Below are 22,826 nucleotides of genomic sequence, written 5' to 3'. Positions count from 1 at the left end.
TTCAGCAGCGTTTTCTTTGCTGCTATCACAGGCAGTAAGGCCCATAGTTGCAGTCATGATACCAGCTAGAGCAAGTAATTTAAGTTTCATATGGTTTTCTCCGGAAAAATGAAATGAGCAGTAGCAGCAACAAAGGTCGAAATCCGAGATTTCTCAGAATTCAACTAGTCTTAGTCACAGCTACTCAGCTTCCACGCATTCTATAGGTTTTCTAAGTAAATAGAAATAGCCTGTACAATTAAGTAACAATAAAATTTAAAATAATATTTTACTTTGGCTATCCGATATACTTTTTAATACAAGAAGCCAAATTAATCGACGTATAATCAATGACATCAGAGGAATTAAGACCTTTTTTAGTTCTCATTTTTTGTCTCGAATTGTTGATATTAACCCCGTTTTTATGGGTAAGAATTGAATTAAATAGTCCGATTATGGTCCTATATTACATAAATCCTAGTTAAGTTAGCAATTTTATAGGTTTCTACTTGCATTCAGGATAGTAGACTAGGTCATAGCGTAAATTGACTGGCTAAATAATATATAACATAAGTAATGAGTAATAAAAGTAGTGGCTAATAGAGATAGTGATTAATAGAAATAATGAATCAATCTATATTTGAGGAAGAGAATTATGAAATGGCAAGGTAGACGAGGCAGCTCGAATGTGCGCTCTAGCACAGGTGGCGGTAAGATGATCGGCGGTGGTATTGGTGGTATTATCATCGCTGGCATTTTGTGGTTGGTATTTGGCGTAAACCCAATGACCGCATTACAGACAGGTCAAGCGGTTACAGGTGGTAGTAGTGAATCATCTACCGAGCTGGCAACCAGCACAGACCGAGACACGCAGTTTGTGAAAGTTGTACTAGCAGATACAGAAGAAGTCTGGCATCAAATCTTTAATGAAGCTGGTAGTACTTATCAAGAACCGTCATTGATTTTGTTTAATGGTCAGGTTAGCTCTGCATGTGGTAGTGCTAGCTCTGCAACGGGTCCATTTTATTGTCCAGGGGATCAGACTGTTTATTTGGATACGTCATTCTTTGTAGAGATGCGTCAGAATCTTGGTATTTCAGGCGATCAGCAAGGCTCCGGTGGTGAAGAGAACCAAGGCAAGGCTGGCGATTTCGCACAGGCCTACGTGATAGCGCATGAGGTAGGTCACCATGTACAGACGCTACTGGGCATTAGCCAACAGGTTAATGAAGCTCGTCAGCAAGTGACCCAAGCACAGTCTAATAAGCTATCAGTATTGCAAGAGTTGCAAGCGGATTGTTTTGCTGGTGTATGGGCACAGCGCAATCAAGAGCGCGTACAGTTTTTAGAAGCTGGTGATCTTGATGAAGCGGTGAATGCAGCTAGTCAAATCGGTGATGATCGTCTAGCGAAAGCGAGTGGTGGTGCAGTAGTGCCTGATAACTTTACTCATGGTACCAGTCAACAACGTGTCGAATGGTTCACCCGTGGTCTAGAAAGCGGTAATGTCCAATCTTGCGATACGTTCAGTGGTGCACTTTAATGCCCATACATATTAATAATCGTGTATTTGACTAATGATGTTTTTTCATACTAACGCTTTTGATTATAAGTCTAGCACATGGACTTATAATCAAAATTAAGACATAGAAAAGCCTGCAACGAATTGCAGGCTTTTTATCATCTTTTATCTAATATTACTCAATCAATTGTCAAATAATATTAGCGTAGAAAGATTTAGTTGTTATCAAGAACATAACCACCAGCACCGCCAATCGCTGCACCAGCCAATGCGCCACGAGCGATATCTTTGCTGTCGCCTTTGCTTCTAATAAGAGCACCAGCTGCTGCGCCAGCAGTAGCACCTTTAGCAGTGTTGCTCATACCGCTATAAGAGTTACAACCAGTCATGATTAGTGCTGAGCTAGTAATTGCAGTCATTGCGATCGTTTTAGCAAATTTCATATTATCACCTATTAAGTCATCAGGTTTAAAATACAATACCTTTAAAATACTGTGTCCATGATATTTTCAAGTATATTCCTACTGTCTGTCATAATAGTCGGTTACTAATAATATAGTCGTAGTAAAAACGCTAAACTTTGCAAACGAGATGTAAGCGATGTTGCCGTACTGTATCATCGGCAATGGCTGTGAACGACAGAGCGGATTACGTTCTAATGGGTTTAACTATTAATACTTTGATACTGCTATAAAAAAGACTACCTATAGGTAGTCTTAATATTGAATCAAAGCTGAATAAGTCTAGCAAACTAACTAAGAATTAGTTTTGTGATTTACGCTTCATTTGCTCGAAGAATTCATCATTGGTTTTCGCTTCTTTTAGACGGTCCAACAAGAACTCAGTGGCTTGTACGCCATCCATCGGTTGAAGCAGTTTGCGTAAAATCCATACTTTACGCAGCTTGTCTTCGTCCAATAGACGCTCTTCGCGGCGTGTACCAGATTTTTTGATATTAATCGCAGGGAATACACGTTTTTCAGCCAAGTCACGCTCAAGCGTGATCTCTTGGTTACCCGTTCCCTTAAATTCTTCAAAAATAACGCTGTCCATCTTACTACCAGTATCGATAAGAGCACTGGCAATAATGGTCAAACTACCACCTTCTTCCACGTTACGCGCCGCACCAAAGAAGCGTTTTGGACGTTCTAGGGCATTGGCATCTAGACCACCCGTCAATACTTTACCTGATGATGGGATAACCGTGTTATAAGCACGTGCTAGACGCGTAATCGAATCAAGTAAAATCACTACGTCTTGCTTGTGTTCAACCAAACGTTTGGCCTTTTCGATGACCATTTCAGCAACCTGTACGTGACGCTGTGGCGGCTCATCAAAGGTAGAAGCGACCACTTCACCGCGTACCGTACGTACCATCTCGGTCACTTCTTCTGGACGCTCATCAATCAATAGTACGATCAAATAGCATTCAGGGTTATTACGAGTGATTGATTGCGCGATGGTTTGTAGCAACATCGTTTTACCCGCTTTTGGCGGTGCGACGATGATAGAACGCTGACCTTTACCAATCGGAGCGATTAGATCGATGATACGACCAGTCAAATCTTCAGTGGTTCCGTTACCAAGCTCAAGTTTTAAATGCTCAGTTGGGAATAGAGGCGTCAGGTTCTCAAAGATAAGCTTATGACGTGAGCGATCTGGCGTATCAAAGTTAATCTCGCCAACTTTTAATAATGCAAAATAACGCTCAGAATCTTTTGGTGGACGAATCGTACCAGCGATACTGTCACCAGTTTTTAGACTGAAACGTCGAATTTGGCTAGGGCTGACATAAATATCATCAGGACCGGCTAAATATGAGCCTTCTGATGAGCGCAAAAATCCAAAACCATCAGGAAGAACCTCAAGTACGCCGTCACCATAAATGGCTTCGCCGTTACGCGCATGGGTTTTTAGAATAGCAAAGATAATGTCCTGTTTACGGCTACGCGCCATATTATCAAGACCCATTTCTTTGGCGATAGCCAATAGCTCAGCGATTGATTTTTTCTTTAATTCAGTAAGATTCATAGATAGGTCATTAGCAATTGATCAGATGAGAGATGCCATTAGCAGCACAAGTCACGACAGTGATTAAAATAACGGTAATATGATGATATGGGTGTGTGCACAGCGCTGTAGTTTATGTAGTTTTGGTTTTATATGTCTGCTTATGTACGCATTGCCATCATTGGAGGCAAGGTAATAAGAAATAAGGATAAAAAAGGCTACATAAGAGTCTGCGTCAAAAACTCAATATCAGTAATTGCGTTTAGTCATTTTGTTCAGCAATGGTGTTTATAATGACGATTGTGTTTTTGTTGATAAACACGAGGAGAATAGCGACAAGATACTTAGGAAAACAGTTGGTTTTCTCTTGTCAGCAGACTATACGGTCTTCACAATAGCGTTGTCAATAAATTTTGCCAAAAAAGTCATATTATCGAGTTTTTTGCACAAAAAACAAGCAAAAAAGCCACTATCTTGGTCAGATAATGGCTTTCTCGGTTATTCTGTTTTACCAACTCAAGATAGTCTAGAGCTGGCAAATGTAACTTATAAATGCTTGTCTAGTACTTTAGCCAATTCAGCTTTTGGCTGTAGGCCCATTACTGAGTCAACTTTTTCGCCGTCTTTGAATACAAATAGCGTTGGGATGTTACGAATACCAAAACGGCTAGCCGCTTGTGGGTTGTTGTCTACGTCTACTTTAACGATTTTAACTTTACCTTGGTACTCAGTCGCTAGATCTTCTAAAATAGGAGCGATGGCTTTACAAGGACCACACCATGGCGCCCAGAAGTCTACTAATACAGGTACGTCTGATTGTAGAACGTCTTGATCAAAGTCTGTGTCGGTAGTATGTACAATAAGGTCTGACATAATTTTATCTCTCTTGTTTTATTACTTCTATCACCACTCATCAACCTATATATTGGTTTAATAATAAATCAGTTGGTGGTCAAAGAATTGTTTAGAAGGGGTGAAAATGTGCCATTATATTAACATGTTTGCCCTAATTTGACAGATACAGGCTGGTTAAATTGTTTAACAACTAGTATTAGCACAATAAATCGAAACGGTGCAGCACAAGCGTGTCTAATCTGTTATTTAATACGATTATCCTTATCAAAGTATGTATCTCAGTGCGATAGAAGTTTTATGTTTACCTCGTTTATATAGTAGTTATTGATTAGTAGCTAGCGATATTAATAACGTTAAAAATCAGCCAAATTTTTGCTCTTTTGTCCAAATAACCATTGTTCTTAAAATGGCTATCGTGGCAAATATAGCTATCGTGTCCAAAAGATTAGCCACCAAAAATCCTTATCTTAAAACCAATTTACATAAGTAGTTAAATTTATGCCTTTTACCGATGAAGAAGTTAATGCCCTCAATGCCCAAGAAAGTGCTTATCCGCTTGAGTTTTTTAAAAATTTTGCGCAAGAAATTACGGTTTACGAAGACGATGACATTTGGGTGGTTGATAAACCTGCAGGCCTATTGAGCGTCGATGGTAAAACACTCAAAGTCAGTCTGCTTGCTCGTCTTGAGCGTGCCAATCCAGCTGTCAAATTGATTCACCGTTTAGATATGGACACGTCGGGACTGCTTATTTTTGCAAAAAATGCAGCAGCGCAAACCAATATCAGTAAGCAATTCATCGAGCGTCTACCGCAAAAGAAATACCAAGCACGTGTTTTTGGTAAATGGGAGCAGGTCGGCGCAACTGGTGAGATATCAGTGCCAGTGCGTTATGAGCCAAGTACTAAACCGCGCCATATCGTCGATCACGACTGGTCAAAGCATGCACTGACGTTATATGAAGTGGTGGCTCATGAAACCTGTAATGGCGAGGCAGTTACTCGGGTCATGCTAAAGCCAGTCACGGGACGCAGTCATCAGCTACGCGTACATATGGTGCACGTCGATCATGTGATGATTGGCGATCCGATTTATGCTGAAGGTGCGGCATTAGAGATAGCCCTGAGGCTCAACTTACATGCACAGCAATTGCGTTTAAAGCATCCAGTACTGGGTGCTTGGATGGACTGGGAGAGTCCTTGCCCATTTTAAGAAGTAGATTTTGCCGCTTACTGTTAATAGATGCGATAAACAGCGGCTCTAAAGCCAGCTATAAAATGCCAGTCATGTAAGTACAAGGATGAAAGTATGCTTGATATCACCACGACCAAACAGGCTATCAAAAACCGCTTTAAAGGTAACAAGTCAAAGACAGATAAAGTAGCCGACTATGAAGTATTGATCATCGGTGCGGGTATTGCAGGTATTGGTATGGCTTGCCGTTTACAGCAACAGCAGCATAAAGGCCTATTCGGTCATAAAGCTCCCAAAAAGCAAAAGCAGGCAAAACCGACTCATAAGCAAAAACCTCTACAGCGCTTTGCTATATTAGAAAAGCGTACTGATTTGGGTGGTACATGGGATTTATTTACCTATCCAGGGATTCGCTCTGACTCTGACGCCTTGACCTTTGGCTATAACTTTAGGCCGTGGCTTGATTATAGAATGCTTGCAGCAGGCGATGATATCAAGCGCTATATCGCCGATACGGCACGCGAGTTTGGTGTGACCGAACATATCCACTATCAGCATGAAGTTCAGGAGATATCATGGTCTAGTGAGGATCAACAGTGGTCAGCGACCATTAAAAACCATGCAAGCGGTGAGATTTTTGTTAAGACTGCTAAGTTTATCGTAGGTGCCACTGGTTATTATGATTATGAGCAAGGCTATCGCCCTCGTTTTGAAGGAGAAGAGAATTTCCACGGTCAAATCGTCCATCCACAGCACTGGAATAATCTAGACTATAATGATAAAAAAGTCGTCGTTATTGGTAGCGGTGCCACAGCGATGACGTTGCTACCTGCGCTAGTAGATAAAGACAGTAATCAGTGTGCACGTCATGTCACGATGCTACAGCGTACGCCGACCTATGTGGCGAGCGTGCCGGGTGATGACCATGCTATGGACTGGCTATCAGGCAAGTTTTCACCATTATCAAAAGAGCAGGCTTATACGGCACTACGCGTGCGCAACGTGTTACGGCAACAAGGCCTGTACAAAGTTGCGACTCATGCACCCAAGGTGATGAAAGCAGTCTTAAAAAATGGAGTAAAAAAAGAGTTAAAGGGTAGCGGCGTTGATAGCAACCATTTTATGCCTGACTATAATCCGTGGGATCAACGAGTATGCGCGGTACCTGACGGTGATTTATTCAAAGCCTTGCAGGACAAACGTGCAACAGTGGTGACCGATCAAATCAGCCACTTTACTGAGACAGGAGTTATGCTGCAATCTGGTCAGCACCTCGATGCTGATATCATTGTTACCGCGACTGGCTTAAAGCTACAGATGCTGGGCGGGGCTGCGGTATATATCGACGGTCAAGCTGTCGATATTGGCACCTGTATGACCTACAAAGCGGTCATGATAGAAGGCGTACCCAATCTGGCAGCACTGTTTGGCTATACCAATGCCTCATGGACGCTTAAAATTGACTTGGCCTGTCAGTATGTAGTGAGGCTACTGGGATATATGCATAAAAACCGCTATCAAGTCGCAATGCCACAAGCACAGACTGCGGATATGACAGCCTGCGCTCAAGCAGATACCGTGATGGGTTCGCTATCGTCTGGTTATGTTAGACGCGGCAAAGACGAGCTACCTAAGCAAGGCGATCGCTATCCTTGGTTTGTGACCAATAACTATCTAAGCGATCGAATTATGCTTAAGTATCGCAAGATAAAAGATGACTGGTTACGATTTAGTCGTTAGCGTCTTGGTAATTATTGATGATGGTTGTCGATGAAATCAGCCACTTGCTTGCTTAACATCTGCCACAAGGTCTCCTGGGCGCTTTTGCTGCCCCATGCATTGTGCGGACTAAAGATAACACGCGGATGGTCGCTGATACTGAGCAGTGGGTCATTATCAGCGATCGGTTCTTGTTCAAACACATCGCTAGCATAGCCGATGATTTGCTCATTATTAACCGCGTCAGTTAATGCTTGGCTATCAACAATGCCGCCACGTGCGACGTTGACGATGAGCGGTTGTTTGTCCATTTTAGCCAGAGTGTCTTTATTAATAAGATGCTCAGTTTGTTCATTCAATGGACAGTGCAGACTGATCACATCCGCACGCGCTAGCACTTCATCAAACGCGGTATAGTTGTCGCTGCGTGGTTCACGTCCTTGGTGCTCTGCCCACAATACAGTCATGCCAAAGGCACGAGCGATTTCGGTTACGCGCTTGCCGATGGTGCCAATACCGATAATACCTAACGTCTTATCTTCCAAATCAATCAACGGAATATCCAGCAGACAAAAATTACCGTTTGCCGCCCACGTGCCATCAGCGACTTTTTGATGGTAATGGATACCTGCGCGCATTGCATTTAACATTAACATAAAGGTATGCTCGGGCACGCTTTTGACCGCGTAACCAGCGACATTAAAAAGCGCGACACCGTGCTTATCGCAAGCGGCTTGATCGACGTTATTCATGCCAGTGGCAGTCAGTTGGATCAGCTTAAGTTTCGGCAATTGCTCTATCACCTCTGCACCAATCTGGACTTTATTGGTAATAATAATGTCAGCATCTTTGCAACGTTCAATGATGACAGCCGTGTCTTTTGGCGTGTCGTTATAAGTGATGTAGTCGCTCACACCCCTTGGTGCAGGCAGGTCAATACCTTCAGAAAAAGTACCTTTGTCTAAAAAAACGGCTTGCATGGCTAGTCCTTACTTATTGTTGTCTTATAGATAATCAGCGAATAAATGGTTATCGCATGAATCCTTATCGGCTTAATGTAGCACGTTGGTATTTTTAGTCAAAAACGAATCAACCAAATATCGATTGAACAGATATAAGCTGCTGATAAAATAGGATAATCTGTATTATTTAACAATCGTGTATTTGTCTAACATAGTATCGATTAAATAGCTGATAAAATCATAGCTATCGCAAGCTGCCTCTTGAAAAGTCAACTTAACGCACTCATCTACCCGCTAACGTTATATAATGGTTGGGCTTAACGATTGGCTTGATTGGTGTTGTGGCACTTCTTCTATGTCTTTTTGACATTTTATGGTGTGAACAACCTTATTTAGCTATTGTTAGCCGCCATTGCTGTTTTCTAAGCTATCTATCTAAATTTCATTATCTGAGTACAAAAGACATCGCCTTATGACTATCTCTATTGCTTCATTGCACAGTACTGAATTCGCCGTTGGTCAACGTTATTTATCTGATACGGAGTCTGAGCTTGGCTTAGGTGTGGTCATCGATGTTGACGACCGATGTGTGCATATTTTATTTCCGCAAAGTGAAGAGACACGCGTCTACGCAAAAAACTCTGCGCCATTATCGCGCGTGGTGTTTAAAGTGGGCGATAGCATCTACGACCAAGATGGCAAAAGCTATACGGTCAATGCCGTTGATGAAGTGATGGGTGTACTTAAATATGGCGTCGATGAGCACGAGCGCGGCATCATGGAAACCCGCCTTGCTGCCAATATCACATTGGCCAAGCCGCTTGAGCGTTTGCTTGCTGGCCGTATTGAGCGCGGTGACTGGTATGAGCTGCGCCAAGACATTTTGCGCATGCAGTCAGCGCTGGCAGGTCATCCACTAAAAGGCCTAATGGGTGCACGTGTCGATATCATCGAGCATCAGCTGTATATCGCACATGAAGTCGGTAAGCGTATTGCACCGCGTGTACTACTGGCTGATGAAGTTGGCCTTGGTAAGACTATCGAAGCGGGCATGATTATTCATCAGCAGTTGCTAACGGGCAAAGCTGAGCGTGTATTGATTTTAGTGCCCGATAGTTTGCAGTATCAATGGATGATTGAGCTGCGTCGCCGCTTTAACCTAAACTTTGCCTTGTTTGATCTAGTGCGTACTGCGGCTATTAAAGAACACGATCCTGAACAAAACGTTTTTGCCACTGAGCAATGTATTATTGGTGGTATGGATTTGTTACTCGATCACCCAGACTTATATGATCAAGCTATGGATGCAGGGTTTGATTTATTGGTTGTTGATGAAGCGCATCATCTGCATTGGGATGAAGCACAGGGCGGCAATGATAAGTATGACCTAATTGCGGATTTCGCCGAAGAAACGCCGGGCGTGATGCTATTGACAGCGACGCCAGAGCAGCTTGGTGCGCAAAGTCACTTTGCCCGTTTGCGTCTGCTTGATCCAGATCGTTTTGATGATTTGGATGAGTTTATCGATGGGCAAGAAGCCTTTGCAGAGACAGCAGCAGTTGCTGGTGTCTTGATAGAAGAAAAGCCATTGAATGAAGGCCAAATCGCTGCTTTAAGTAGCTTATTAGACATTAGTATTGAAGAGCTATCCTCAATCAATGAAGATGAAAAACTACGAACGCATGCACTAAATGAGCTACTAGATCGTCACGGTACGGGTCGTATTTTATTCCGTAATACTCGTGAGAGTGTCAAAGGATTCTATGGCCGTAGTAGTCAGCCATATCCATTGCCACTTCCTGAGGCATGGAAAGACAGCTATCAAACCAATGGTAAATTGCGCGAGCAGCTATGGGGCGAAGAAAACCAACCTGACGGCGGCTGGCTAGAAGACGACCCACGTGTGCCTTGGTTGATTGATATTTTGCGCGGTGAGCTTAAGCATAAAAAAGTGCTATTGATTGCCCGTAGTGGCGCGACCGTTGAAAGCTTGGAGGCGGTATTACGTCTGCATGCAGGCATTAAGACGGCTATCTTTACTGAGCAGATGACTTTGCTTGAGCGAGACCAAGCAGCCGCATTCTTCGCAGACAGTGAAGGCGCACAGATATTATTGTGTTCGGAGATTGGCTCAGAAGGTCGTAATTTCCAGTTTGCCAGCCAGCTGATACTATGGGATTTACCCGCCAATCCAGATACCTTGGAGCAGCGTATCGGTCGTCTAGATCGTATCGGTCAGACGCAGCAAATCATGCTACATGTGCCTTATGTGCAAGGTACAGCGCAAGAGCGTCTGTATCAGTGGTATAACGATGCGCTGAACATGTTCAATCAGATATCGCCAACGGCACAAAGCGTGCAAGAGCAATATATCCAAGAGCTCAAGCCAATGCTTGAGGGTGCTGATACCGCTGAAAACAATGTCATCTTGCAAGACATTATTGACGAGGCGCTACAGACACGTTTGGGACTAGAAGCACAGCTACAAGCTGGTCGTGATCGTCTGTTAGAGTACAACTCATGTCGTCCGCGTGTCGCAGGTCGTATCGCCGATGCTATGCGTGACTTCGATGGTAATAATTTGCTGCCGCACTTTATTGAGCGTTTCTTTGCCTCTGCCAATATCGATCACAACATTCAACGTGATGGCTCGTGGGTGATCGCACCTATCGATAGCACCGAGATCAGTGACTATATTGATGGTTTGCCACTTGGTGATGAAGACGGTATGACGTTGACCTTCGAGCGTGAGCAAGCGCTTCAGCGTGAAGATATCGAATTCATCACTCATGAGCATCCATTGATGCGGGCAATTTATGAGCTAGCGAGCACCAGCACTTTCGGTAATACGACAGTTGCCATGCTAAAAAGTGCCGCTGTTCCGCAAGGTATGGTACTGCTAGAGGTGAACTTCCGTGTTGAAGCAATCGCGCCAAAAGTGCTCAATCTGCCAGCGACTTTGTCCACGCAAAATATCCGTGTCTTTATCAGTGAGCAGGGTAGTGATTTATCGGCTCGTATCAGTGCTGAGATGATTATGCCGCATGTCGAGCGATTGGATAAAAACCGTGCCCGCCAAGTCATTAAAGTACGCGGCAATGTGATTGAGCAGCGTTATTACGAAGCTGAAGACATTGCTCGTCAGCAGATTGCTGAGATTGGGGAGCAAGCAAGTAGCCGCTTTAGCCAGCAGTGGTCACGTGAAATCAAGCGTCTAAAACATCTACAGACGATCAATCCAAACGTGCGTCCTGAAGAGATTGAGCGTTTAGAGCAGCTTAAAGCTCAAGGTGAGCAAGCACTTGGTAACTTATCGCTAGTGCCGGATTCTATTCGTGTACTCGTAGCAGTTAAGCCATAAACATCGACGTATTTGTCAAAAACGAGGTGTTGTTATACATCTCGTTTTTTTATGGTTGAGATTACTTGTTTTGCTCCTTAGTTGCGATTTGTCTGGCAAAAATAGACAAGCAATACTTATGAGTAAGCCGACAGCAACTAGTCAAAGCCACCAATATTGGGTAAGATGTTTACCTTTTCTATAGAAAATAAATATTCGGTGATAACATCGCTAACGATGTCTGTATGTTTATTTTAAGGTCTCCTTCGACAGATCTTAACAAGTGATCTCGCATTATTTTACATTCAAATATGATGGCTATATGGCATCAATATCATCAGATGCTGAGCGTTTTTGATAAAAATAAGGAAACATATCGTCATGTCCGATAATCTACAACTGATTGATGAGCTGCTGGCTACTATCGCGCTTATTGAAGTTACCCCTGATGTGTTTGAGGGTAAAAGCCATGACTATGTGGGCAGTCGTATATTTGGTGGGCAAGTGCTCGCTCAAGCGATTATGGCAGCGGCGCATACATTAGATAAAGACAAACCTTGTCACTCACTGCATGGATATTTTTTGCGTGGTGGCGATATCAACCAACCGGTGATATACCAAGTCCGTCGATTGCGTGATGGTCGTAGCTTGTCTGCACGTGAAGTCACGGCTATTCAGTACAAAGAAGTACGCGGTAAGCCGCCTGTTGAGCAAGTGATATTTTCAATGATTGCTTCGTTCTCACCGATGGAAGATGGGCTTGAGTATCAAGAAGACATGCCTGTCTATCCACCGCCAGAAGACTTGCTAACAGAGCAAGAATTAAAAGAAGAAAATGTCGGAAAAGTGCCAGAAGCGCTAAAAGCAAGATTTATGCGCCGCCGTCATGTCGAGATTAAGCCAGTGAAGCCGCGTAATCCGATTAGCCCAGAACCAATGAAACCTAAGCAAGCAAACTGGCTACGCATTCGTGAATTGGGCAATCAGCCAGTGGCTATTCAGCAAGCGTTATTGGCATTTTCGTCAGACTTTTATTTGGTTGGCACAGGGCTGATGTCTCATGGTGTTAGCTTTATGACCAGTGGTCTGCAAGCTGCCAGTATCGATCACTCGATGCATTTCCATCGCGATTTTGATTTGAATAAATGGATGCTGTATGACATGTGGAGCGATACCACGTCTAATGCGAAAGGGTTAAACCATGGCCAGTTTTGGCAAGATGGCAAACTGGTCGCTACCGTGCAACAAGAAGGTCTGATGCGCTTGCGTGTGCCAAAGTCTTAGAGTGCTGTAGGCTCAGCTGCCTTTAGATTGTCATTATAAAAAAGCGACTCGTTATTAATAATGAGTCGCTTTTTTTTATTCCAACTTTTTACTCTAAGATTTTAACCATCGCGCGAGGCAGTCCTAGGCTGTCTTGCGCTTTTTGTTCGGTTAACCATTTAAAGTCAATTTCAGCCGCTGCTAATTTTTGATTTAGCTCAGTTACCTGCGTCGCGTCAATCGTCAATTTACGCGGGGTCAAATACCAGTGAAAATGCGTCAGCGAATGCTTGATAGGGACGTCATCGAGCAAGGTATTGCTAACTGATTTTGTGACCAGTTCATTTTTTATGAGCCATTCATTAATGATTTGCTCAGCAGTGGTAAACTCTGCTTCGTATACTTTTTCATTACTACGGATATCGTTTACTGTGTTTGATGGCTTATCGTCATTAGCTAGCGTCTTTTTAACGATAGTCTTACTATTCGTTTTACCATCAATTTTTTCCATGAACTGTAATGGCAAACTCCACAATCCACCCCAGATTCCGTTGTCAGGGCGCTGTAGCCATAGTATGTCATCGTCGACACTTTCGATTAGCAATGCATTACTAAATTTACTAGGTTTGGGCTGCTTTCTGGCTTTGACGGGATAATCAGTCTCGCGCCCCTCAGCATGGGCTAGGCAGTCTTCTTTTAATGGGCATAACAGGCAGGCAGGCTTGCTACGAGTACATAATGTCGCACCCATATCCATCATTGCTTGCGCAAATAGTCCTGAATTCTTAGTTGGTGTTAGGCGCTCTGCCAATGCCCACAGCTCTTTGGTGGTAGCAGATTTAGTGATGTCGCCGTCAATAGCGGCCCAACGTGTCAGCACTCGTTTGACATTGCCATCGCAGATAACGCCATAATGATGTAATCCCATCGCCATAATCGCACCAGCAGTCGATGGCCCAACGCCCGAAATCGCCTCCCATCCTGCTAGGGTCTGCGGAAACTCGCCCGTTTCATCGATGATCTCTACCAACTGCTTAGCACCTTTATGCAAATTACGTGCACGTGCATAGTAGCCAAGCCCTGCCCAATGCTCTGCTACGGTATCCCATTCTGCTGCGGCCAAGTCCTGCACAGTCGGAAATGACTCCATAAAGCGTGCAAAGTAGGGCAGTACAGTGGTCACCTGCGTTTGCTGAAGCATGACTTCTGATAACCAAACAATATAAGGGTTGGGCGTATCGGTTTGGTGCTGTTGCCATGGTAAGTCATGACGACCGTTTTCGGCAAACCAATCGAGTAGGCGCGGGGCAAAGGAGTTTAGAGCAGTAGATGACTGAGAAAATTGAGTAGGCAAGAGTATTCCTTGTAAGTTGAACAGGGATATATAGGATTTGGATTTATAGTTGGCAAGCGAGAAGGTAAATAGATAAAATTATTTACCAATATATGAGGCTTAATTGTTTATAAATAAAGGGGATAGATAGTATCACTATAGAGAAGTACGAGTTTATCGATAAACACTGTCTAAAGTCTCACCCAATTCATTTTTCCACTCAATCCATCCGTTGGTCGAACGTCCTGATACTAGAGCACTGGCTCCACTGGGTGTTTTAAATAAATGGTTTTTAGTGAGTTTATAGCTTTTATCGTTTACGGCTACGAGTTTGCCGCTACTGAGCAGACTCTCTTTTAATTTAGTCACAAATGGTGGCGCAGATATTACTTGCGATTGCCTAATTAGAGAACCTGCTAATATTACAAAGCCATCGTCGTCATAGTATCCTTTAGCATCACCATCTTTTACCTTATAGTAAAACAGAGATGGAATAGGTTTCGATGGAGCTTCATCGATTATTTGAGCAACTTTAGCAATGGTGGAATCAGTCGATTTGCTTTTATAAGTCTCGTTGCTATAAAGGCTATCATGAATAGCCAAGGACTCGAAAATAGGCTGTCCTAAAGTGGATAGTAAAACATCAAGAGTGTGGAATAATTCCTCGCAATCAGCCTTTAATGGGTCAGGTGTATGCGGTTTATTACCATTATTTCCATTTTTTAGTTCGTAACGTCCCACCTCAATGGCAGTTGCGATAGCCTTATGTTCCATATATAGCGCATGGGTTTGTGTCATAGAGTTATTGGTTGAGAGCATGACAAAAGCCCGTGTCCAGAACTCTTTGTCATCGTGTTGGTTAAGACGTCTTTTAAGATCACCAGTTTGTCCAACATAGAGTAACGGCTTCTCTACACTATCGGTATCACCAATCAAAAAATACAAACCAACTTGATTGGCATCGGGCATCGCAAAAAAATCGTCAATGTGGATACGGGGAATTTCAATCAATCTTACTGTGCGAGTAGTCATCTCTGCCAAACGCAACCCACGAGGGTTACCTTTTGGCAGATAAATTTGAATGGTTTTAGCCGATGGTATTAATGGATTCATAGTAACTTATATTATTGGAGAATCTACTTACGATTCTTCCGCGTTTTTAGACGACGCAAGCGCTTTTCTTCCTCTTTCGCCTTTTTCTTCTCTTCAGCAGCGAGTCGTTGTTCAGCGACGACGATTTCTTCCGCTTCAGTCATCGCTGGTGTTTCTAGCGTGATGCGACCAATCTTTGCGCTACGCAGCTCGTTAATCAGAATCTCAGACATACGGTACGTATCGACTTGATTGCCAGCGCGTACACAGCCGCGATTACGTCCAGCGACTTCAAAGAACTCCCAATCAGTCTTTGGCAGCTCTTCAATTTTGTAGCGAGTTTTTAGCAGCTCAGGATAGGCTTGCATCAAGTACTCAGCGGTATAGCTGGCTACATCAGCGAAGTCAAAAGCAGTATCACGAATACCGCCTGTCGCTGCTAAACGATAACCAGAGTTTTCGTTTTCAACTTTTGGCCATAGCATACCAGGTGTGTCATAGAGCATGATGTCATCGTCGAGCTTAATTAGCTGCTGCGATTTGGTCACGGCTGGCTCATCGCCTGTCTTCGCCACAGCGCGTCCTGCTAGCGTATTGATCAGCGTTGATTTACCAACGTTTGGAATACCCATAATCATCGCTTTGATTTGGCGACCAGTCCCGACTTTATTGGGTACGAGATGCTTACAGATAGCGATAATACGTTTTACATCATTGGCTTTTTCAGTATCGCAAGCAATGGCTTTGACCCCATCTTGCTGCTCGAGATAATCCATCCATGCTTGAGTCAACTCAGGATCGGCAAGGTCAGCTTTGTTCAGGATTTTGATAACAGGTTTTTCACCGCGTAGTGCTGCGACCATTGGGTTTTCACTACTATATGGAATACGCGCATCGATGACCTCGATGACCAAATCCATCTGCGGCATGACTTCTTTGATTTCGTTACGGGCTTTGTTCATATGCCCAGGGAACCACTGAATACTTGCTCTCTTATCCATCTGCTTTCATAACCTTTTATAAAAAATGCTAAAAGTAAAACAATTAACGTTTACTTTCTAATGGTGTCCAGTTTACTACAGAACCACCTTGCTCACGGCACAATTTCACCCAACCAGCTTTGTCATTACGCCTGATTTTGGTTTTCTGTTTCCTCGTGCGCGGGTGGTAATGGGGCAAGGTAACCAATTAATAGTATTAAACTGCCTGCGCCAAGGAAGGATATGACTCGCCAAATTGCCTCAGTCTGTGACAAATCTACCAAGACCAGCTTGAGAACGACAATACCTAATAATCCAATACCCATAAACCAAAGCGCGCGCTGCCAATAGCGGCTGGCAAGGATAGTGGCGACCAAGGCTAAGAGCGTCCATAAAATTGTCAGTCCAGTTTGTACTTGCTCGCTTTGCCATGCGCCGCCTTGATAGTCATTCCAAAGTGGCGTACCAATAAAGGCGTGTAGCGTTCTGATCAACATGCTGGAGATTAACCAAAAACTGATCAGTCCCAATATAATTAGCAAATTCTCAGTGGTGAATACGCGCTTAGATTTGGCAGCTGCACTCGGCTCGGTAATGGTTTCATTGTGTCGGCGTTGGCTGATGTAGTACAGACTAAAGCCAACTGATAGCGTCAGCCAAGATGTGATGTCATATAGATTAAACAATGGAAAATAAGACAGTCCCCAAATCACACCGTCATAAGACCAATTGGTAAGAACAACCCACAGTAAAGCAATGGGAGCAAAGATGGCAGCGCATCCTGATAGTGCCTGTTGCCAATCAAACCAGTACAGCAGACCTTGTTTTGAAACTTTATTAGTTGATGTGTTTTCTGCATTTTGACTGAGATAACGACGATTGAACCATAGTCCAAATAATATAAGTACCGCTGAAAACAAGAAAGCCATTACGCCATCAGAGTCTGGTAGGCCATAATGCGCAGCGGCAGCAATAAGTAAGATACCCGTACCTAGCCAACTTGCAGCAGTATAACGTGAGGCATTGTTATTATCAGACCATGTTTTTAGCCATAGCTGCCCCATGACTAACCAGCCGATTATTAACCCTACAAACACCAACCATTCCGTTGTTGACCATGTTAAATTTCGCTCAAACTTTTGCGGTAGTTGCAGTACTAGCATGAAGTAGAACAAGGCTAATAATCCATGACTAAGCTGTCTAATTTCCGCCCACGGACGATAGCGATTGACGATCCAATAAGCGATCAAGCTCATAAGTGCTGCCAGTGCAATTACCGTCGTGCTTGATTGCCAGATATCAAACCAATGATGCAAATCAAGCATCAGTACTTGTAGCATCCAAGCCATCGCGGTCAATGTCAAAAATTTGATGAATCTAGGGCTGTGCCAAACGAATTTGAATACGCGGCTCTGACTATTGATAGAGGTCAGCCATTGATGCGCAGCTTGCATACTGACACCCAGCGCATGGGCATAGCTGGCTGATGCATCTGATGTACTGTCCAGTGATTGTGATTGTGATTGTGATTGTGATTGTGTTACTGAGGGTTGTGATTGTATGACCGAGGATGTTGTAGGGCCTTTATTGTTAAGGCTATTAAGGTTATTACTACCGTCTAACGTATTAATCAGCGCGGCAGGGGAGTTGCTAGCGCGTAATATAAAGACGGTCGCTAGATAACTGAGCGCTGAAATACTAAAGGCCAAAACGGGATAGTCTTCGATAGAGAATATCGCTGTCGTCACTAGCATACCAATACTGACGATCTGTAATAGTAAGCCGAATAACACCGACCACGATCGCAGCGAGCGGCGTCCAAACCATACTAGCGCCAATCCTTGTACAGACCAACCAAAAGCAATCCATTCAGCATCTAGCGCCAGCGGAATAACGAGTGCAAAAAATCCTAATCCTAACGCCAGCATACCTTCGGTGATTAAAGCATAGCGTCTACTGCGCTGGATGAACAACCAGCCCACCCCAAGATAAACCGCAGCCAAAATGGCACTGGTAATCGTGAGGGCATTAGAGATGTCGTTTAGTAAGGCAGAAAATAAGCCAAAGGCCAGTAGCGGTACTGAAAACAGTAAACCCGTATCAATGGGGAATACATAGGAGCTGCCTACATTAGCTCTGTCCAAGTGTTTTGTGTCATCTACATTATCAGCATGACTGAGGTCTTTTTCGTTTAGGGCATTATAGGTAATGATTTGTTGCGCATAACGAATGACGACAAATAAGTAAAGCAGCCAGTGTAAGGTTACTAATGCTACCAATGACCAGCGCTGCGTTTCAATGACGGCGCTTAGGTTTTCGCTGATACCCCAATAGTATGCTAGGCCAAATGTCACAGTCACACCGAATAGATTCAGTATTTTCCACGGTCGATAATGAGCAATAATAGCAATGGTGACGTTTAGCAGTAGATAATAGCTGAATAAGGTGACCAAGCTGCCAGTATCGTCACTGGTCAAAATCGGTGCAAAAACCCCACCCGATAATGCCAGTAATGCCAATGGGAAGGCGTTCTGACGTACGGCGAGGGCAATGGTAATGGCAGACAATAACCCAAGTCCGATAAAGCTTGGGACACTAGGAATGATTTCATAAACACTGTAAGCAAAAAAGGTACTTAGATACGCAATTGCTAAACCTGCACCTTGTAGCGTAATCCCATATGAGAAGCGTTTTGCCGTCAGCTTTAACCCAAGCGCTGCCAATGCTAACCCTGTAACGCCAACTGCTATCAACTTCGTGGCAATTGAAATCTCGATATATTCGCTTAATAAGCGAAGCAGGAGCACCACACCTACCAACAGCACCAGTACGCCGACTCGCACGACTAAATTGCCACCGAAAAACCAGTTTTTGATTGAGTGAATGAGTGAGGTCACAATAGGTAGTGAGCGTTCATCTGGCTCAATCGGTGCGGTAGACGCCGTGTTTTTCGTATTTATCGAGGCGTTATCGTCTATAGATTTATCGTCATAGATGTTTGATGCTGCATGTATGGTCGAGTTTGAAGCAACGGTAGGAAGCGGTGGTGGTGATACAGGCAGCTGATTATCTGGAGAAGAGTGTTGTGAGTCAAAAGCTATTTCGTTAGCATCATGGTCTTTAGTGTTACTGTCTTTAGGAACATGGTCTTTAGGAATATTGTCTTTAAGATCATTATCGTTAGTAGTAGTGTTGCGTGCGTAATTGCTTTTATCGATCAAAGGTGCAGATGGAGGCGACATAATACGATGTCTTTGCTGCTCAAGCTCAGCTTGCAGCGTCGTTACATCACGGCGTAGATGCTCGATTTTTCGAGCTATCCTAGTATATAACGCGACCACTACGATCAATAAAATCGTAAAAGCCAGCCAGCCCAACTGGGTCACCATTAGATACAACATCTTCGTCACTCAATCCAGTTTATAGTAAAGTGATAATGACGTGATTTAATAAGAAGCACAAGACTACTCTGATTACTGGGCTAAAAGACAAATGCTAGAATGACACTCAAAATAAAAGGGCAGCTTAATAATTAAGCTACCCTTTTTTAATGATCTTTATACCAAATCGTTTCTTATGCTAAATTGGCTTTCATAAACTCAAGCATGTTTTCCCAGCTTTGTTTAGCAGCGGCTTCATTGTAGCCAAGATCTACTTCATTTTTGGCTGCGCGCTCATCGGCATGCGGATTAGTAAAGCCATGCTTAGCGTTGTCATAAACGTCGATAGTGTAATCAACATCGGCTGCGTCTAGCTCTGATTTTAGACCTTCGATAGCATCCATTGATACCATTGAGTCATCACGGCCATGAGCGACCAACACTTTTGCTGCAAAGTTTTTGTCTGCTGGCTGTTTTGGCGTTGGGTTACCATGGAACGTGGCGACCGCTTTTAGCGGCATGCCTTCGCGAGCCATATCTAGTACAACTTTACCACCGAAGCAGTAACCGATTGCGCCTAGGTTGTCACCATCGACAGATAACTGATCGCTGAAGTCATTAAGAATTAAGCGGCAGCGTGCCATCAGCATGTCTTGATCAGCCAGTACTTGCTCCATCCACATGTTTGCCTGCGCTGCATCAGTAGTTAGTTTGCCTTCACCGTAAACGTCCATAGCGACTGCTGCATAGCCCGCTTCTGCCAAACGCTCAACCACTGATTTTGGATGATCGACCACGCCCCACCATTCTGGTGCAACCAAGATACCTGCTGCTGGATTTTCATCTGAAGCGTTTTCTGGTAGTGCTACATAACTGATAAGTTCTACACCATTCTCGGTAGTACTGATTAATTCAAACGTCTTAATTGACATATTATTGTCCTTTTTTATGTTGTGAGTTTTAATTATTCGTCATTGTGATGGTTCGTTTTTCTAACTCGTACTACCTTAACGCCCATGTCTAGCAAAAACAGCTATAATACTGTAACGCTCTTTATCAAAATGCTACTGCGACTTTATGACTATAAATTTGTTAAACAAAAATAATGACCAATCAGACTTGAACTTAGGTCTCGATGCAGCGGCCAAGCCTGCGCAATCGGTGAGTTTGTTCCCTGATAGTACTGTTGTCGATTCTAATGCTGATTCTGACTCTAAGTATGAGTCTGAGCCACTACGTCCGCAGTTTTGGTCGCGATTTGCGTTAACAGAACTAAACCATAGCGAGTGGGAAGCACTGTGTGATGGTTGCGGCAGTTGTTGCTTGATTAAGTATATCGATGAAGATGAAAGTGGCAATGTGGATGAGGAGATGGTCGAATATACCGATGTCACCTGCCAGTTGATGGACTGCGCGACGGGATATTGCAGTCACTATGCAACGCGTCAGGAGCACGTGCCAGACTGTATTCAGCTGACTATGGACAACTTGCCCAAGATGATGTGGCTACCATCGCACTGCGCCTACAAACGTCTGTATAAAGGGCAGGACTTACCAAGTTGGCATTTATTATTGACTGGGGATGCTGTGTTGACACAACAACAGATGCGAGCGGCCAACGTGGGCGTCGCTGGTCGCTGTGTCACGGAAATCGGTATGTCTGATGAAGAAATGGAGACACGGGTGGTTAACTGGGTCAATCCTTAGTCTACAGTTAGTTAGATGCCTGAGCAGTAGATCTAGCCTTCGCTTCAGCACTGGCTTGCGAGTTAGCCAATGCTGGTATCGGAATATCTTGACGAATCTGCTGTGAAAAGTTACGGCTGTTTTTATCTCTACTAACGCTAGTTAGTTGGTTAGCCTGATTATCAAAGCCTTTTGCCTTTGGGTTGATATGAGTGCGCTCATACCACGTATTCATTGACCAAGGTTGGTTGCCCTTTTCTGGCGCCGCATCCAACATGCCTACATCATATAGATAGTTCGGTAACCAACCAGAGACCCAAATTCGATAATCCCATGGCAAGCGATCGCCACTAACAATACGCGCCATATAAAAGATAATATTGGTACAGTTGCTAATCAATGTATTGTACCAAGCAGGTTTAGCGTTCAAATCATCAGCCGCAGTCAGATAAGATTCAAATAGCGACCTCACTTCATGCTGTTGCAAATTGCTAATAGGAAACAGATAAACCTGCTCGCCGCGCGCATTGCTACGGGTATAGATAATGTCGCGCTCTTCTGCGGCAATCAGGCTCAGCTCATAACGTCGAAAAAACCCAGCCAGCGCTGAAAAAGACTCGCCGTCTTCTTTACGTATCTCAAATGAGAAGGCAAGTGGTCTATCATCTTCGAATCGAAAGCTAACCAAGGTATGAGCGATTAGCGGACCCATCCAATAAGAGTTGGTCACATCAACGCCAGATAATTTAGACAGATCAATCGTACGGGTATCCCAGTGCTCGGTGGCGTCTTCTTCAGTTTGCCAATCAAAGTTACGAACATTGGTTAAAGTAATCAAATCAGGGTTAGTCGCATCGCGCTCATAGGAGACTCGCTGGTCGACTTCAGCCATCCATTCTCGATCTTGTTTCGGTTCGATAGAAAAAAACCAACCTAGACCTACAAGCCAAACAGCGCCATATACGCCGATAAGCAACTTGATTGCTGTGCTTTTGCTAACTGACTTTTTATTAGATAGTGAGTCACTGCGTAATACTCTTGTGACGGCATCCCAATAACGTGTACTTAGCAGCGCAGCTAATATACCTACAATCGCTATTGTCGCAAGCCAAGTCAATACTGAGCTGACGCCATACTGATACCAAATCGCGAGTAATAACCATAGCGCTGATAACAACAACGTAACAGCAATTAAAAAAGTTACAAGACGCTGGTGCCATGTAGGCTTTGGCTGTTTGCTATCTGATGGGCTGTTTTTTGATGTTCCGCGTTTTAAGTCAAGACTCTCTAAGCCACGACTGTTTGACTGTCGACTGCGTGAACGCGACGAGAGTAAGCGAGAAAAAACGGAACGTAGCGACATAGGGTTTGCTTTGATAAATAAAGGCTTTGACCATAGCAAAGTTTATAACACGCTGACAATACAATTTGAGTGAATTTGTCGTTGAATGTCGGTGAGCCTTGCGATAAAGTGAAGCTAATTTGTACTAGCAAATTTGTTATTCATCCAG

General features: G+C 43.7%; 16 protein-coding genes. 6 read left to right on the top strand and 10 right to left on the bottom strand.

Going from position 1 to position 22,826, the window contains the following annotated elements; genetic code table 11:
* Positions 1 to 634 precede the first annotated feature (634 nt).
* Positions 635 to 1,522, top strand: coding sequence for a KPN_02809 family neutral zinc metallopeptidase (ypfJ, locus tag ACS8FA_RS27685; protein ID WP_101204903.1), 888 nt, complete (start codon positions 635 to 637; stop codon positions 1,520 to 1,522).
* Positions 1,523 to 1,716: 194 nt separating this feature from the next.
* Here ypfJ and ACS8FA_RS27680 read toward each other — a convergent pair whose 3' ends face one another.
* The 3 genes from ACS8FA_RS27680 to trxA form a co-directional block, all read right to left on the bottom strand.
* Positions 1,717 to 1,944: a YMGG-like glycine zipper-containing protein gene (locus ACS8FA_RS27680; protein WP_101204904.1), complete on the bottom strand. Its 228-nt coding sequence runs from the start codon at positions 1,942 to 1,944 to the stop codon at positions 1,717 to 1,719.
* A 319-nt stretch (positions 1,945 to 2,263) separates the two neighbouring features.
* On the bottom strand, positions 2,264 to 3,532 hold the full coding sequence (gene rho, locus ACS8FA_RS27675) for a transcription termination factor Rho (RefSeq protein ID WP_055125334.1): 1,269 nt from the start codon (positions 3,530 to 3,532) through the stop codon (positions 2,264 to 2,266).
* Between the two features lie 525 nt (positions 3,533 to 4,057).
* Positions 4,058 to 4,384, bottom strand: coding sequence for a thioredoxin (trxA, locus tag ACS8FA_RS27670; RefSeq protein WP_057761928.1), 327 nt, complete (start codon positions 4,382 to 4,384; stop codon positions 4,058 to 4,060).
* 480 nt (positions 4,385 to 4,864) lie between these two features.
* Here trxA and ACS8FA_RS27665 point away from each other — a divergent pair, with 480 nt between their 5' ends.
* Positions 4,865 to 5,578: an RluA family pseudouridine synthase gene (locus ACS8FA_RS27665; protein WP_439264469.1), complete on the top strand. Its 714-nt coding sequence runs from the start codon at positions 4,865 to 4,867 to the stop codon at positions 5,576 to 5,578.
* A gap of 96 nt (positions 5,579 to 5,674) precedes the next feature.
* Positions 5,675 to 7,300: a flavin-containing monooxygenase gene (locus tag ACS8FA_RS27660; RefSeq protein ID WP_439264471.1), complete on the top strand. Its 1,626-nt coding sequence runs from the start codon at positions 5,675 to 5,677 to the stop codon at positions 7,298 to 7,300.
* Between the two features lie 11 nt (positions 7,301 to 7,311).
* Here the strand turns inward: ACS8FA_RS27660 and ACS8FA_RS27655 are convergent, their stop codons facing one another.
* Positions 7,312 to 8,259 carry a D-2-hydroxyacid dehydrogenase gene (locus ACS8FA_RS27655; protein ID WP_439264473.1) on the bottom strand — a complete coding sequence of 316 codons (948 nt, stop codon included), beginning with the start codon at positions 8,257 to 8,259 and terminating at the stop codon, positions 7,312 to 7,314.
* 454 nt (positions 8,260 to 8,713) lie between these two features.
* Here ACS8FA_RS27655 and rapA point away from each other — a divergent pair, with 454 nt between their 5' ends.
* Both rapA and ACS8FA_RS27645 read left to right on the top strand, forming a co-directional pair.
* Complete coding sequence (gene rapA / locus ACS8FA_RS27650; protein ID WP_439264475.1) at positions 8,714 to 11,602, top strand: RNA polymerase-associated protein RapA; 2,889 nt, start codon at positions 8,714 to 8,716, stop codon at positions 11,600 to 11,602.
* 360 nt (positions 11,603 to 11,962) lie between these two features.
* A complete protein-coding gene (locus tag ACS8FA_RS27645) occupies positions 11,963 to 12,865 on the top strand; it encodes an acyl-CoA thioesterase (protein WP_424505762.1) in 903 nt (300 codons plus the stop codon).
* A gap of 88 nt (positions 12,866 to 12,953) precedes the next feature.
* Here ACS8FA_RS27645 and mutY read toward each other — a convergent pair whose 3' ends face one another.
* The 5 genes from mutY to ACS8FA_RS27620 all read right to left on the bottom strand — a co-directional run bounded on the left by mutY (position 12,954) and on the right by ACS8FA_RS27620 (position 20,561).
* On the bottom strand, positions 12,954 to 14,198 hold the full coding sequence (gene mutY / locus ACS8FA_RS27640) for an A/G-specific adenine glycosylase (protein WP_439264477.1): 1,245 nt from the start codon (positions 14,196 to 14,198) through the stop codon (positions 12,954 to 12,956).
* Positions 14,199 to 14,351: 153 nt separating this feature from the next.
* Positions 14,352 to 15,290: a GIY-YIG nuclease family protein gene (locus ACS8FA_RS27635; protein WP_439264479.1), complete on the bottom strand. Its 939-nt coding sequence runs from the start codon at positions 15,288 to 15,290 to the stop codon at positions 14,352 to 14,354.
* A gap of 23 nt (positions 15,291 to 15,313) precedes the next feature.
* Positions 15,314 to 16,270, bottom strand: coding sequence for a ribosome biogenesis GTPase YlqF (gene ylqF / locus ACS8FA_RS27630; protein WP_057761911.1), 957 nt, complete (start codon positions 16,268 to 16,270; stop codon positions 15,314 to 15,316).
* Between the two features lie 125 nt (positions 16,271 to 16,395).
* Complete coding sequence (locus tag ACS8FA_RS27625) at positions 16,396 to 19,650, bottom strand: DUF2339 domain-containing protein (protein ID WP_439264482.1); 3,255 nt, start codon at positions 19,648 to 19,650, stop codon at positions 16,396 to 16,398.
* Positions 19,651 to 19,823: 173 nt separating this feature from the next.
* The gene (locus ACS8FA_RS27620) at positions 19,824 to 20,561 is read right to left on the bottom strand and encodes a dienelactone hydrolase family protein (protein ID WP_102078159.1); all 738 of its coding nucleotides are present in this window, start codon (positions 20,559 to 20,561) and stop codon (positions 19,824 to 19,826) included.
* Positions 20,562 to 20,796: 235 nt separating this feature from the next.
* Between ACS8FA_RS27620 and ACS8FA_RS27615 the strand changes: the two genes are divergently transcribed.
* Positions 20,797 to 21,336, top strand: a complete 540-nt coding sequence (locus tag ACS8FA_RS27615) for a YcgN family cysteine cluster protein (RefSeq protein ID WP_371548117.1) — start codon at positions 20,797 to 20,799, stop codon at positions 21,334 to 21,336.
* A gap of 7 nt (positions 21,337 to 21,343) precedes the next feature.
* Here ACS8FA_RS27615 and ACS8FA_RS27610 read toward each other — a convergent pair whose 3' ends face one another.
* Positions 21,344 to 22,678 (bottom strand): Lnb N-terminal periplasmic domain-containing protein, encoded by a 1,335-nt coding sequence (locus tag ACS8FA_RS27610; protein WP_439264484.1) that lies wholly within the window; start codon positions 22,676 to 22,678, stop codon positions 21,344 to 21,346.
* Positions 22,679 to 22,826 lie beyond the last annotated feature (148 nt).

Source organism: Psychrobacter sp. 1Y1 (genome assembly GCF_051847395.2).
Taxonomy (GTDB): Bacteria; Pseudomonadota; Gammaproteobacteria; order Pseudomonadales; family Moraxellaceae; genus Psychrobacter.
The sequence above is the reverse complement of the archived record's forward strand: the minus strand, read 5'-3'. Positions and strand labels throughout refer to the sequence as shown.